Raw genomic sequence first — 13212 nt, forward strand, 5'->3', positions numbered from 1 at the left:
CAACCAACCACTACTAATAACATCAACGGAAATTGCGCCTCTATTGTTCGGTTATACGACTTTCACCATTGCACAAAGATCGATAACCTCGTAAGTAACAGTGAAAAAGTAGTGAAAATTCTGCCTTAAACGCTGGATGTCGCTGTTGAACTAAGGGGTGAATACCTGTGTACAAATGGATCTTGCCTAGTCTGAGCGAAGTATTAGTCGATAGTCAATCGAATATGGGTTTTGGTTCATCTGCAAAGGCTCAGCAACAGTGGCGCTTATGCGTGGCGGCTACACAACAATTGCTGTTAGATGCCTTGACAACGCTTGATGGGGATGTAGCACAAGGATTGGTTTTAGCTGCGCCAGCACCTGTGTTTGATGATCCTAAGTTGACTCAAAAGTTGCAGTCAATAACTTTTACAGCAGAACCTTTTAATCATTTGGCACTAATGCCATTTCAAATGTCTGATCAGGAAGTTGCGATCGCAGCAGAAGCAACTATCTGTAATAAGTCAATTTTACCTTTGCTAAAAACAGATCCGTTAGCAAAAGAGCAGTTTTGTCTGATTTTTACGAAAAAATTTAGATTAGTTCTAGTTTTAGCAGAAGAAAACGGTCAAAAAGCGTTCTTCTTTTCCTTTGATTCAGAGGTGGTGCAGCAGGCGTGGCGGGCGTTGAGCGCACGGGTAATGTTAAATAATCCTAATTTGTTTGCTGAACTCGAGGAGACGGTACAGAACTATTACCCTACTGCACCAGATTATCGCACGATCATGCAGTTTAGCCAATTGTTGCTAGCAGAATTACCGGAGCAAGAAGGAACGAGGGACTGGGGACTAGGAGCAAGGGAAGCAATAGAAGGATCGCTTGAGCAAGATCAAAAAGCTGAGATTAATTCCTGTTACTCTGCATCACCCAAACATGATGTGGAAATGCTGCAAGCTTTTGCTCATGAAGTCCGTACTCCTTTGACAACTATTCGCACTATCACTAGACTATTGCTAAAACAGCGCGATTTACCTACCAACGTTATTAAACGATTGAAAGTTATTGATCGTGAGTGTACCGATCAGATTGACAGGATGGAATTGCTGTTTAGAGCAGCCGAACTAGAAACATCTGCTACAGATAAAGCTACAAGTACTCAATTGACAGCAATGAGTCTGGAGCAGGTGTTGCAAGCAAGTATTCCCCGTTGGCAAGAAGCAGCTAGTCGACGTAACTTGAAGTTGGATGTAGTTTTACCCCAGGATTTGCCGACTGTAGTTAGTAATCCTACCATGCTCGACCGGGTTCTCACAGGTTTGATAGAAAATTTCACTCGCAACTTACCTACGGGTAGCCATATTCAAGTACAGGTTATTCCTGCTGGCGATCAATTAAAGTTGCAATTACTGCCTCTGGTGGGAGACAATGACGCAGCAGTTGTATCAAACTGTGCGCCACCAATTCGCAAAGCTCTTGGCCAATTACTGATGTTCCAACCAGAAACTGGTACAATTAGCTTGAATCTCAATGCAACTAAGCATTTGTTTCAAGCTATTGGTGGAAAATTGATTGTGCGTGAGCGTCCCCGTTATGGAGAGATTCTAACAGTCTTCTTACCTTTGGAAGGATCGGAAAAGCAAGGAAATTCTAAGTTCAAAATTCAACATTCAAAGGTATAAGAGGTGTTGCAATTTGTAAATGTCTGTGATCGCATATCGAAATGATGTAGCAGTTCTATGTACTCATATGAATGGACTTGAATTCCTCAGTCGTCTGCAACAGCAACCGCAGGCAGGGTGTAGATCTGTGATAATTCTGACATCTGGAAGTGTGCAAATCTACGGTCAGATGGCGCAACACCTGGAAGCGATGCCTATCTTACCAAACCTTATGTAGAACAGGAATTTATTTCTACAGTGGAACGTTTTGTGAGTGCTGGTAAGTTAACACATTGCTAGATAATGTCTGCTTAAATACTTATATTATCCGTTGGGGTCGGTAATTGATAATAGGTAATTGGTAATAATTGGTTATTTTTCACTATGCTCAATGCCCAGACCGTATATCATAAGCAATTAGTCAGACATGATATCATCTGTAAAGCTTATCTCCCGATAGATTAGGCCTTCTTCCTCAAGACAGATGTGGTGAGAAGTAATAATTCTCTATTTGCGGGGTTGCAATTTGTAACAAGAATCTGAGAAAATGAGAAAAATATGAAAAAAATTAGATCAAACTACTGCCTGTGAAACTTGATTCCGTACCCATGAGTGCCGCTAGTACATCTCAGTACAACTCTGTAGAAACTCGCCCTAGCGCATCTCTGTATTCTACAACTCAGCAAAAAATAGCAGAAAATATTGATAGCAATACGAGTATTACTACAGTTACTTCACCATCACCTACTGTTGTAGATTGTACTCAAAAGCAGACACCCATAACTATTTTCGCCACAACTTTCTTAACCATTTTTCTAGCGGAAATCGGTGATAAGACACAGCTATCCACTTTACTTATGAGTGCAGAATCACATTCACCGTGGGTTGTTTTTGTCGGTTCCGCAGCAGCACTGATTACTACTAGCTTATTAGGTGTACTTCTAGGTAGTTGGATTGCTAGTCGCCTTTCTCCAAAAACTGTAGAAAAAGCAGCAGGAGTAATACTACTGTTGATTTCCCTGATGCTGTTTTGGGATGTAATTTATTAATTGTTCTTTGTTGGTGGTTGTCTGTTAGTTAGAAAACTTCAAACAACCATCAACTAACAATCAACAACCACTAATCAATAAAATTATGAACTGGCATCTTTTAGGATTAAGCTTTATCACCGTTTTCCTCTCTGAGTTAGGCGATAAAAGTCAACTAGCTGCGATCGCCCTTTCCGGTCGTAGCCAATCTCCTCGCGCTGTATTCTTGGGAACTGCCGGTGCGTTACTGTTAACTAGTTTATTGGGAGCATTAGCAGGTGGGGCTGTGGCAGAATTTTTACCCACAAGGTTGTTAAAAGCGATCGCTGCTGTGGGATTTGCCATACTTGCTGTACGCCTGCTGTGGTTTAATAATGAAACTTCTCAAGATGAGTTGTAGAGACGCACTATCTGTGGTGCGTTTCTACAAATTCTATTGCCGCCAGCACCAGCTTAAAAGTGTACCACCAGCTACTAATTTGGTCACTTCCAATAGCCAATAACCGCCATGCAATAAATTCATATTGGCTGGTACTTCTGCTGTCGTCTCAAACAGGTTTAGTTGCATTCCGATAGCAGACATTTCTGGTGTTAACCAATATGTGGTAGTTAGTGATATGGCTAACAGCAGTATCGATAAAACCAGACTACCAGACCGCCATTTGGATTGAGTTTGATTAAGAGCTAAAACACCAGTTAATACCAAGCTAGCTGCTAATAATTCTATACGGTTAAAATTCCAGAAAACAACATAACCTGCCGTAGCAAAACTGGCTTGTGTGATCATACCAGACACATAAAGACTAGGCATAATCACCCAGTCTAAAAGCAAACTAGCACTGAGCCAGAAGCCTAAAGTTAGCATTACAATTGATTGCCAAGTCGAACGCTTGAAGCCGAAACTAGAAACGGTATTCATAATGAATGAATAATTGCTTGTATTTATAGTTCTAGTTTCTAACTTAATAAGTTAATTTGACAACTAATTTCAATTATCTTTTACATTTAGATGGGAAAAAGTATATATACTTACGTAGTCAGTCATTCTAAAATTGTTTGAAAAGCCATATTGCATACTTACTGTGATTTCGATAAATATTATTCATACCAAGCAATTGAGTTGCCCGCAAGTAAACTGCTTCCATCAGTAATCAGGTATTGCTCACTGATAACTGATAACTGATAACTGTAAAAGTGGCTAACTAACAACTAAATTAAGAATGTTTGCAAATATATTAAGTAATAAAAATGGAAGTTAATTTTGCGTGATAAAATATATTAGACAAATAATAAAAATTAGTTTTATACCTTAAGGCTAACTTAGCCACATAAAGCAATGCGCTTTCCATTTTTATTAGGTACAGCACTAACTTTAGTGATAGCGATCGCACCAGATGCTGTCCTTAAAACTCAAGCAGTGCAGCTCAGAGACGGTACAGTATATTTTGTACAACCTCCTTCGCTTCAAGGAGCAACTACCACCTACAAAACAACATATGCCTGGGGTGCAACATATTATTTCACAATCAATTTGCCTGAAAATGCTGGAGAACCACTGCAAAAAATTACCATAAACCAGTATGAAGGAGCAGATCGTGTTCGCTTTGACTTAGAAGACACCGTCGCTTTTGAAGGTCAGCCTCGCCATAAAGGAGAAAAACTGCAACTCCAAGATGTGACAAGCGATCGCAAAACAAGAACAGTATCACTGACTTTTGATCCACCAATACCACCAGGTAAAACTATCACTATTGGTCTGAAACCTTACCAAAATCCAGGAGTTAGCGGGGTTTATCTTTTTGGTGTCAAAGCCTTTCCTGCGGGGGAGAAAAGTTACGGGCAATTTCTTGGTTACGGACGCTTGCAATTTTATAGTCCGACTTTCCTTTAAATGGTAGAAACCTTTTACCTTTTCGCCTACACTCTCCCACTGCCAAACCCCGAAAAATAAAACTTTATACTTGAAGAAGAAAGAGTAGTTTTCAATAGGAGGGGAGAGCAATGGCTCCCAATCCCGCCATCATGCAAGCTGTAGAACGGTTGGGTTATCGTGTCACAGTGGGCGATGTGGCATCCCAGGCAGGATTAAATGTCGAGATCGCAAGTGTTGGACTATTAGCACTTGCATCTGAAGCTGGCGGACATATGCAGGTAGCAGAATCAGGCGATATTGTTTACCTGTTTCCGCGCAATTTTCGAGATATTTTGCGTAACAAATACTTGCGGTTGCAGTTGCAGGAGTGGTGGAGAAAAATCTGGAGTGTCCTATTTTATATAATCCGGATTTCTTTTGGTATTTTACTAATAGCTTCTATCGCCTTAATTTACATCACTATCCTCGTGATTATTATATCTGCTAACTCTGATCGCGATAGTGGCGATCGCGGTGGTGATTTTGGCGTGGGGTTTTTCTATTTTCCTGACTTATTTTGGTATTTCAGTCCCAACTACAACAACAAGTACCAAGAAAGACAACAGGAACGAAGACAAAGCGATCTGAATTTTTTGGAAGCAGTATTTTCATTTTTGTTTGGTGATGGCAACCCCAATGCCAACTTAGAAAAACGTCGTTGGCGAGGAATTGCAGCGATAATTCGCAATCATAAAGGCGCAGTGGTAGCTGAACAAATATCTCCATACCTTGATGATATTGGTGAAACATATCAACAAGAGTATGAAGACTATATGCTGCCAGTTTTGACTCGATTTAATGGTCAGCCAAAAGTAAGTCCAGAAGGGCAAATCGTATACTATTTCCCAGATTTACAAGTAAGTGCTGCGAAAAAACGCGATCGCTCAATATCACCTTATCTAGAAGAGTTACCCTGGCGTTTTAGTGCAGCTTCTTCCGGACAAATTCTCCTCAGTGCTGGGTTGGGTGTAGTCAATATTGTCGGTGCTTTAATTCTGGGAAGCTTGTTAAGAGATGGTACAGCAGCAGCAGTTTTAGGCGGATTAGTAGCTTTTGTCCAAGGAATTTATTGGCTGCTGTTAGCTTATGGTATTGGTTTTTTGGGAATACCTTTAGTACGTTATTTCTGGATTCAATGGCGTAATCGTAAAATAACTGAACGCAACCGTATTAGACAAGCACGAGCCAGAGTGTTAGCAAGTGCAGATACTCAATTGCAACAAAAAATAGCCTACGCAGGACAGTTTGCAGCCGAAAAATTTGTTGGTAAAGAAGATTTGGTATATTCTACTGAAACCGACTTGCTAGAACAGGAAGTAGAGCATAGTGATCAAATTGACGCAGAATGGCAGAAGCGTCTTGAGGAAGGGAGGAGGGAATAGGAGATGGGGAGATGGGGAGATGGGGAGTGTGGGGAGTGTGTAGACGCGTAGCGGCTTAAGGTAAGGGTGGGGTGTGAGGAGTAAACAACTAACCACTAACTACTAACCACCCCATTGTGAAAAGGGGTTTTTAACTAAATTACTGTTGAAATATCTGGGGTCTTCTGAAACTTCTTCACCAATCCAAGGTGGTAGTTCAATTTGTTGTGTTTCTTGAGTGAGTTCCACTTCTGCTAATATTAGCCCTTTATTAACACCTTCAAACTCGTCTACTTCCCAAATTAAACTACCCCAGTCTATCTTATATCTAGTCTTTTCTATTAAAGGGCGATCGCACAACTTATCTAGTATTTCCTGAGCATCTTCAATCGGAATAGAATATTCAAACTCAGACCTAGAGCATTTTACACTGGGGCCTTTTATCGTTAAATAACCTTGGTTGCCTACTATGCGGACACGCACAGTAGCTTCTTTTTGTGTAGCAATATATCCCTGACGATATACACTGCCTTCAGCCAATTTTCTCCAATCATTTCCTTTAACTAAAAATTTACGCTCTATTTCTTTCGCCATAATAATCCCTTCATTAGTTGGTGTTTTGTTGGTAGTAGTTATTAGTTATTTTTTGTATAGATAAATGTAATTTTGACATATAACGTCAATTTACTAAGAGCGATAATATTTCAATAGTAATAAATAATTAACAATCAGCAATTACCACTCAACCATCAACGCATAATCTATCTGTTTTATCTGTGTTTATCTGTGTGTATCGGTGGTCGCTTTCTAAAACGAAATTGTTTCACCACCTTAATTCACATCAGACGTAATTTATATTTATTTACATATCATATTGATTTCTGGAATTTTATTTAGCTATCTAGTAGTTCTATCTAAGCTTAAGTTTTTTTGAGAATTGTTTGGGTCTTGCCTTAAAAGTGCATAAATTGATTTAACTGCATCATATAGTTAAATCAGGAAATTTTTGAGAAATTTTGAAGTATTCCCAAGCATTAGTGTGGTTGATGAAAAAGCTTGTCATAAACTCTACTCTATAAAGGAGAATTTATATGTCGAAGAATGCCGAGCATGTATTTGTAGATATTGTAGAGACTAATCACAAATCAGTAGTTCAAAGATATCTACAAAATCCTTTTTCTATTGCATGGTCAAAATTGTCTGCCTTAACACAATCTACCCGCAGCCGCACAGCAGAAGTACAGCAAGATAATCAATCCGAAGAAGACAGACCAGATTCTACCCCAGATCGATATTTATACCGTCCCTTCACAGATCGCATCGATCCATCGCTTTACTATGCGATTTTCTTTCACAACCAACACTTATAAGCTTAGGTGAATAGAAATTAAAAGAAATTAAAAGCTGTTTATTTATCCAGTCAGCTTACGTTTGTACCCATGAGTAGCCATCATTCGTGAACGATAGGCAAATCACTAGCTTTGTTATTCCCATAGAAAATAAGCAGCTTTTACTTTTTACAACCATATCACTACCTCATTTTAGTGAAGCCTATACTAAAAATAGGGTAAAGGTTGAAGGGACGACAAGCTAGGTAAAGTACTTGCTGTATGAGATTCATGCTTGATAGTGAAATTTTTTATAGGGATGGTCTCCCACTTATTTCCGGTCTATTTGTGTAAAACGTGTAATGATCTAGTAAGTGCTGCTAAATACTGCTTATGCAGTTACACTACCATTGTTAAAGCTAGAATAATTTTTATTTATAGATCGTGAAGAACAATCTTTCCTGGGAGTTAATTAAAATTCTTCACTTCAATTCCCAAACACACCAAGAAGAAGTACACGCCCCGCCATTATCGGCCCTTAAAGAGCGTGACTGGAAGGCATTGAAAGAACTTTTTGACAGGAAAGATGGTGATGAAATTGAAGCAGATATCAACAGTAAATTGTGTTTGATGGTTCCAGAACCATGTTGGGAAGATGAACCCTTTGATTTCTTGCGCGAATATCTTTAATGATTTTTTGGTGGTTAGTGGGTAGAGACACGATGTTCCTCGTGTCTGTACATTAGTGGTTAGTGGTTAGTCGTTACTCCTCCACTCCTTACACCCCACCCTTACCTTAAGCCGCTACGCGTCTACACACCCCTCACACCCCTTACACCCCTCACACCGCTACCTCCCCATCACCCCATTCAAGCGACTTAGAAAAGTACGCAGGCGATCGCTTTGGGGATTTGAGATCACTTCACTAGCCGGGCCTTGTTCTGCCACAATGCCTTTATCCATGAAGATAACGCGATGTGCCACTTCACGAGCAAATTGCATTTCGTGGGTAACAACTACCATTGTCATGCCCTCGGTTGCTAATTCCTGCATAACTTGCAAAACTTCTCCCACCAGTTCTGGATCTAGGGCGCTGGTGGGTTCATCGAATAGCATAATTTGGGGATTCATGCATAAACTCCGAGCAATAGCTACCCGTTGTTTTTGCCCACCAGAAAGCTGTTCGGGATAAGCTGATGCTTTGTCAAATAGTCCCACTTTTTCGAGATAAAATCCTGCCTGTTGTGTACTTTCTTTGCGGGTTTTACTTAATACTTTACAAGGCGCTAGTATTAAATTTTCCAAAACTGTGAGGTGAGGAAACAAGTTGAATTGTTGAAAAACCATACCAACTTGGGTACGTAATTGTCGCAGTTGCTTTTGATTGAATTGGGGATGGGATAAATTAATACCATTGACTGTTAAATGTCCGCTATCAATTTTTTCTAAGCGGTTGAAGCAGCGTAGGAGAGTACTTTTTCCGCAGCCAGAGGAACCGATAACAGCGACTACTTCTCCTCGGTTAATTTCACCGCTAATTCCTTTGAGGACTTTGAGGGAACCGAAGTTTTTTTCAATGTTATGAAATGTGATGACGGGAATGGACGAGTTCATGAGGGTGTAGGAGTGTAGGAGAATTAGTTATCTATTCATTTGGCGTAAGGTTTGGTGTATTTGATGAACCGCCAAGACGCCAAGACGCCAAGACGCCAACAGAGAAGAGGAAACAGAAGATGAGGGTTTTAAACTGGTTGCGGTTTAGTTTGATTGTGGGGTTGTGTTGTTTTTTATTGCTTGGTATTGCTAGTTTTAACAGTAGTGTTAGTGTTGCACAGAAAACTTTGAAGGTGGCGACGGAACCTGCTTTTCCTCCTTTTGAGTTTATCGGAGAGGGTGGTCAACCCCAAGGTTTTTCTTATGACTTGATGAGGGCGATCGCTAAGGCGGCTAATTTTAATGTTAATTTCCAGAGTATACCGTTTGATGGGATTATCCCAGCTTTACAAGCAAAAACAGTGGATGCAGCGATTAGTTCGATCACTATCACCGAGGAGAGGGCAAAAGCTGTTTCTTTTTCCCGTCCTTATTTTAAGGCGGGGTTAGCGATCGCTGTTCGTGCTGACAATCAAGATATTACTAATTTTGCAAGTTTGCAGAATAAAAAAATTGCTGTGCAGATTGGTACTACTGGTGCGAAGAAAGCTCAAACTATTCCGGGGGCGCAAATTCGCAGTTTTGATTCTGCACCTTTGGCATTACAAGAGTTAGCAAATGGAAATGTAGATGCGGTTATTAATGATGCACCAGTGACTTTATATGCAATTAATACTGGTAATCTCCAGGGAATTAAAGTGGTGCAGCAGTTATTAACCCAGGAGTATTATGGTATTGCTACAGCGAAAAATTCACCAAATTTAGCGTTAATAAATCAAGGTTTGACAAGTGTACTGAAAAATGGTGAATATGCCCAAATTTATCAAAAATGGTTTAAAGCAACGCCGCCTGATTTACCAGCAAAATTACCATTTACTAATGATACTGGTTCTGGGGCATCTGGACTAACTAACTCTGTTGGTGTGATTTTGCGGTCTGTGCCAATTTTGTTACAAGGCGCTTTGGTAACACTGCAACTAACAGTATTTTCTATTATTTTGGGTTTGGTTGGGGGTTCTTTAATTGGAATTATTCGCCTTTCTCAGATCAAACCTATACGCTGGATAGCACGAGCGTACATTGATTTTTTCCGGGGGACACCATTATTAGTGCAAATTTTCATGATTTATTTTGGCATACCTGCAATTATGCAAGAGCTTGGTTTTACGTTTAGTTTTAATCGCTTTGCAGCAGCAGTTATAGCGTTGAGTTTGAATTGTGCTGCTTACATTGCAGAAATTGTCCGTGCTGGTATTCAATCAATAGAAATAGGACAATCAGAAGCAGCGCAATCATTAGGTTTAAGTTCTGTGCAAACGATGCGCTATATCATTTTCCCCCAAGCTTTTCGGCGGATGATACCACCTTTGGGTAATGAATTTATTAGTTTGCTGAAAGATACGAGTTTAGTAGCTGTAATTGGTTTTGAAGAATTATTCCGCAAAGGGGTATTAATAGTTGCAGATAATTATCGCGCTTTTGAAATTTACGCGGCTGTAGCAATAATATATTTATGTTTAACGCTGCTTTCTTCCCAAGTCTTTAGTAAATTGGAAACTTGGATGAACCCAGCGAAGAAATTATGAATGATGAATTATGAATGATGAAAAAATCACAGATACACATCGATAAACCATCTGTGTGTATCTGTGTGCATCTGTGTTCGTAATCATTTAAAATTTTCTTCCCATCTGCCCTCCAGCCTCTGCCTTTTAGCTTTTAGCCTTTAACTTATATAAACTCCTATATTCCCAAGGTTTCACAAATTTGGCATCACCCCAAACACCTCTTTGATTTGCTTTAGCTTCGGTTTCGGCTTGTTGAATTCTTTCTTTACTAGGACATTTATTTAGATAGGGACGATAAACTAGTGCTAACCCTTCACGTACTAATAATTCTTGAATAAAAGTACCATTACGCAATCTGACTTCTGCAACTTTGCGTCCATAGCGATCGCTATCTGTCAGTGTGAGATTAACGCGATCGCCTGCTTGGTTGATTAGTTCTTGCACTCTTGCTTGCGCTTTTGTTCCCCAAGTAAATTGGTTGCGATCGCTGGCGGCTTTACTTTGTCTTTCTTTGGTGGAATGAGGTATTTCTGGTGCATCAACACAAGCAAAACGGACGGTAAATTCATCACCTTTTGTATCTTTGATTCTGAGAGTATCACCATCGCTAACTCGTTCTACTGTATCACCAGAAGCAAAGAGGCGATCGCATCCCATCAAACCAAAAATTAGAATAGCCACACAAAACCAAAGTAAAGGTTGTTTATTTATTTTCACAACGCTAAAATTCATATTCCTCCTTGTCTGGTTGCTTGCCAAATGTATCAAAATTACGGCGTATCATCACATAGACAGAAGTTGAATAGATATTGAGCGTTAGTATAAGAAATGTAAACTCCCAAAAGTAAGTGTGAGTTTCTCATGAACTTTTTGACTTACGTCATGCATCTTGTGGGTTCGGGTGCAGTTGCATACTACAGCGCCGCACAAATCCGTGACTCTAAAACCCGTCCTAATGTTCTTGCAGGTTTTCAGCTAGCAGAATCTGGTTCTGTACCTTTTTTGACAAAACTTAGCGATCGCGCCGCCGCAGAAGGCGATACATGGCTAGCAGAAAAACTGCTAAAACATGCAGCAGATGAAACCAGACATGGTCAAATTTTTGCCCATGCTTTAAAGCAACTGAATAAACAAGTGATTGATTTCAAAAGTTTACCGCCAGCAACTGAAGAAAACAAATCACAACAAAGACGTAGCCCATTTTTTGCTGCGTACTACGATGGTTACACTCAAGAACAGTTAAAACCAGATGTGATTGACTGGGATGTTTTTATGGGTAGCACCTACATCCTAGAACTAGACGCCAGTAAGGATTTTACACGGATGGCAAACGTGTTGCCTGATGATGATCCAAAAAGTCGTAATCTCAAGTTAGGAATGTTGAGTATTGCCAAAGATGAAACTGGCCATGCTGGATATCTCTATGAAGCGATGATGCGACGGATGGCTGCTGTTAAGGTGCAAAAACTGGTAGATGAGTGGCGTACTCGTAAAGTAAACGCTTTGTTAGCGTTTGCAAGTAATGTATTGCAAGGTGAAGGACAAACTCGTTCTTTAGTACAAGATCGTGCTACTTCAGAAAGTGATTCTGAATTAATTGTTGCTTCATAATTGCATAGGGGAATTTAGGGAGAAATAATTAGATCTCTAGCACAAATATTTTTACCCCACCCTAACCCTCCCCTTTACAAGGGGAGGGAACCGGAAGAGTTGTTTCCCCCCGAATTTCGGGGGGATCGAGGGGGTAAATCTAATAAAATTTAGTATTATTTACATTGCCATTTGAAAACTACATAATCTCGTAAATTTTTGAAGAACGCATTACTAAATATACCGATCCCAAATCAATAGTTTGATATGCTGTTACAACATATGAAGTAAAGCTGCTTAAGTAAACACTTAAGTAGTAACTGGGTTGTTATTTTTATGTTTTCATTAGATCAAAAAAAGAGTTCAAAACAATCTTTTCAATCTTCAGCAAATAGAGTTTCTTGGCTTTCTCGAAATATAGTATTCGTTAGTGTGTTTTTTGTTATTATCTCAACTTGTGTCTATGCCATTTATTCCTTGAAATTCACTTTAATTACTTCTAATTTGAGTCATTCATCTAATTATTTTCACCCAACATCTATTCCTTGGCTAACTAATAAAGCTGATTGTGAACACAACCTTCGTAGAGTTTGGCGTGAAGGTCATTGTTGGGATTATGAACACGATCCTAGTTTTTGAAGTGCATAAATTAGTTATTTTCCACTAACTACTAGCTACCAGCTAGCTACCAGCAAAATATTGTTGAAATTGCTATTTGTGTAAAGATTGCTGTTGATTTTTAGTTGGTGATGGCTGTTCCAATAAAGCTGGCGGTGTTGCTTGACGGTAGGGACCACAGTAATACATTGTCATTACTGCTTTAAAAGCCCAATGGTCTTTTGGTACATCGCTAAAAGGATTTGGTAGAGTTTCTGCTTTGTTTTGAACACAAGCATTGAGGACTTGATTAGATGAGTTGGCTGGTACTTGAGTATCAGACTGTTGAGCTTGTACAGAAACAGCTAAGCTACTAGAAGCTAATACAATAACTGTTGCTAAAAGTTTATTGTTCATGAATTTTAGGCAGTTCACTGTTTCTATTTTACTTTTTTAGATGATGATAAGACCTTATCGAGTCAATTCAGTAACAGCCAGTGATACTGAAACAAACTAAGAATGGTTTGTGTTCTCCTAC

General features: G+C 39.5%; 15 protein-coding genes. 10 read left to right on the top strand and 5 right to left on the bottom strand.

Annotation, left to right across the window (positions count from 1 at the left end):
- The first annotated feature begins 167 nt into the window (after positions 1-167).
- The 4 genes from RS893_RS29840 to RS893_RS29855 all read left to right on the top strand — a co-directional run bounded on the left by RS893_RS29840 (position 168) and on the right by RS893_RS29855 (position 3065).
- Positions 168-1658 carry a HAMP domain-containing sensor histidine kinase gene (locus RS893_RS29840; protein ID WP_315789161.1) on the top strand — a complete coding sequence of 497 codons (1491 nt, stop codon included), beginning with the start codon at positions 168-170 and terminating at the stop codon, positions 1656-1658.
- A 19-nt stretch (positions 1659-1677) separates the two neighbouring features.
- Positions 1678-1875, top strand: a complete 198-nt coding sequence (locus tag RS893_RS29845; protein ID WP_315789162.1) for a hypothetical protein — start codon at positions 1678-1680, stop codon at positions 1873-1875.
- A gap of 370 nt (positions 1876-2245) precedes the next feature.
- The gene (locus tag RS893_RS29850; protein WP_315792138.1) at positions 2246-2686 is read left to right on the top strand and encodes a TMEM165/GDT1 family protein; all 441 of its coding nucleotides are present in this window, start codon (positions 2246-2248) and stop codon (positions 2684-2686) included.
- Between the two features lie 85 nt (positions 2687-2771).
- Positions 2772-3065 (top strand): TMEM165/GDT1 family protein, encoded by a 294-nt coding sequence (locus RS893_RS29855; RefSeq protein ID WP_315789163.1) that lies wholly within the window; start codon positions 2772-2774, stop codon positions 3063-3065.
- 33 nt (positions 3066-3098) lie between these two features.
- Here RS893_RS29855 and RS893_RS29860 read toward each other — a convergent pair whose 3' ends face one another.
- Complete coding sequence (locus RS893_RS29860; RefSeq protein ID WP_315789164.1) at positions 3099-3584, bottom strand: hypothetical protein; 486 nt, start codon at positions 3582-3584, stop codon at positions 3099-3101.
- 417 nt (positions 3585-4001) lie between these two features.
- Between RS893_RS29860 and RS893_RS29865 the strand changes: the two genes are divergently transcribed.
- Complete coding sequence (locus tag RS893_RS29865; RefSeq protein WP_315789165.1) at positions 4002-4556, top strand: DUF2808 domain-containing protein; 555 nt, start codon at positions 4002-4004, stop codon at positions 4554-4556.
- A gap of 110 nt (positions 4557-4666) precedes the next feature.
- Positions 4667-5959, top strand: coding sequence for a hypothetical protein (locus RS893_RS29870; protein ID WP_315789166.1), 1293 nt, complete (start codon positions 4667-4669; stop codon positions 5957-5959).
- Between the two features lie 102 nt (positions 5960-6061).
- Here RS893_RS29870 and RS893_RS29875 read toward each other — a convergent pair whose 3' ends face one another.
- Positions 6062-6532: a CYTH domain-containing protein gene (locus RS893_RS29875; protein WP_315789167.1), complete on the bottom strand. Its 471-nt coding sequence runs from the start codon at positions 6530-6532 to the stop codon at positions 6062-6064.
- Positions 6533-7029: 497 nt separating this feature from the next.
- Here RS893_RS29875 and RS893_RS29880 point away from each other — a divergent pair, with 497 nt between their 5' ends.
- Both RS893_RS29880 and RS893_RS29885 read left to right on the top strand, forming a co-directional pair.
- Positions 7030-7308, top strand: a complete 279-nt coding sequence (locus tag RS893_RS29880; protein ID WP_315789168.1) for a hypothetical protein — start codon at positions 7030-7032, stop codon at positions 7306-7308.
- A 402-nt stretch (positions 7309-7710) separates the two neighbouring features.
- On the top strand, positions 7711-7956 hold the full coding sequence (locus tag RS893_RS29885) for a hypothetical protein (protein ID WP_009453664.1): 246 nt from the start codon (positions 7711-7713) through the stop codon (positions 7954-7956).
- Between the two features lie 159 nt (positions 7957-8115).
- On the opposite strand, the gene RS893_RS29890 is transcribed toward RS893_RS29885, so the two are convergent.
- The gene (locus tag RS893_RS29890; protein WP_315789169.1) at positions 8116-8880 is read right to left on the bottom strand and encodes an amino acid ABC transporter ATP-binding protein; all 765 of its coding nucleotides are present in this window, start codon (positions 8878-8880) and stop codon (positions 8116-8118) included.
- A gap of 119 nt (positions 8881-8999) precedes the next feature.
- Between RS893_RS29890 and RS893_RS29895 the strand changes: the two genes are divergently transcribed.
- Positions 9000-10505, top strand: a complete 1506-nt coding sequence (locus tag RS893_RS29895; protein ID WP_315789170.1) for an ABC transporter permease subunit — start codon at positions 9000-9002, stop codon at positions 10503-10505.
- Between the two features lie 126 nt (positions 10506-10631).
- Here the strand turns inward: RS893_RS29895 and RS893_RS29900 are convergent, their stop codons facing one another.
- Entirely contained in the window at positions 10632-11219 is a 588-nt protein-coding gene (locus RS893_RS29900; protein ID WP_315789171.1) for a thermonuclease family protein, read from the bottom strand.
- Between the two features lie 129 nt (positions 11220-11348).
- Between RS893_RS29900 and RS893_RS29905 the strand changes: the two genes are divergently transcribed.
- Complete coding sequence (locus tag RS893_RS29905) at positions 11349-12098, top strand: ferritin-like domain-containing protein (RefSeq protein WP_315789172.1); 750 nt, start codon at positions 11349-11351, stop codon at positions 12096-12098.
- Positions 12099-12788: 690 nt separating this feature from the next.
- Here the strand turns inward: RS893_RS29905 and RS893_RS29910 are convergent.
- Complete coding sequence (locus RS893_RS29910) at positions 12789-13091, bottom strand: S-layer protein (RefSeq protein WP_315789173.1); 303 nt, start codon at positions 13089-13091, stop codon at positions 12789-12791.
- Positions 13092-13212 lie beyond the last annotated feature (121 nt).

It is taken from the genome of Fischerella sp. JS2 (assembly GCF_032393985.1).
In the GTDB taxonomy this organism is placed as follows: Bacteria; Cyanobacteriota; Cyanobacteriia; order Cyanobacteriales; family Nostocaceae; genus Fischerella.

Excerpts from the sequence above, each read along its gene's own strand:
- RS893_RS29845 (WP_315789162.1), top strand. The coding sequence starts at position 1,678 with ATGTCTGTGATCGCATATCGAAATGATGTAGCAGTTCTATGTACTCAT.
- RS893_RS29850 (WP_315792138.1), top strand. The coding sequence starts at position 2,246 with ATGAGTGCCGCTAGTACATCTCAGTACAACTCTGTAGAAACTCGCCCT.
- RS893_RS29855 (WP_315789163.1), top strand. The coding sequence starts at position 2,772 with ATGAACTGGCATCTTTTAGGATTAAGCTTTATCACCGTTTTCCTCTCT.
- RS893_RS29860 (WP_315789164.1), bottom strand. The coding sequence starts at position 3,584 with ATGAATACCGTTTCTAGTTTCGGCTTCAAGCGTTCGACTTGGCAATCA.
- RS893_RS29865 (WP_315789165.1), top strand. The coding sequence starts at position 4,002 with ATGCGCTTTCCATTTTTATTAGGTACAGCACTAACTTTAGTGATAGCG.
- RS893_RS29870 (WP_315789166.1), top strand. The coding sequence starts at position 4,667 with ATGGCTCCCAATCCCGCCATCATGCAAGCTGTAGAACGGTTGGGTTAT.
- RS893_RS29875 (WP_315789167.1), bottom strand. The coding sequence starts at position 6,532 with ATGGCGAAAGAAATAGAGCGTAAATTTTTAGTTAAAGGAAATGATTGG.
- RS893_RS29880 (WP_315789168.1), top strand. The coding sequence starts at position 7,030 with ATGTCGAAGAATGCCGAGCATGTATTTGTAGATATTGTAGAGACTAAT.
- RS893_RS29890 (WP_315789169.1), bottom strand. The coding sequence starts at position 8,880 with ATGAACTCGTCCATTCCCGTCATCACATTTCATAACATTGAAAAAAAC.
- RS893_RS29895 (WP_315789170.1), top strand. The coding sequence starts at position 9,000 with ATGAGGGTTTTAAACTGGTTGCGGTTTAGTTTGATTGTGGGGTTGTGT.
- RS893_RS29900 (WP_315789171.1), bottom strand. The coding sequence starts at position 11,219 with ATGAATTTTAGCGTTGTGAAAATAAATAAACAACCTTTACTTTGGTTT.
- RS893_RS29905 (WP_315789172.1), top strand. The coding sequence starts at position 11,349 with ATGAACTTTTTGACTTACGTCATGCATCTTGTGGGTTCGGGTGCAGTT.
- RS893_RS29910 (WP_315789173.1), bottom strand. The coding sequence starts at position 13,091 with ATGAACAATAAACTTTTAGCAACAGTTATTGTATTAGCTTCTAGTAGC.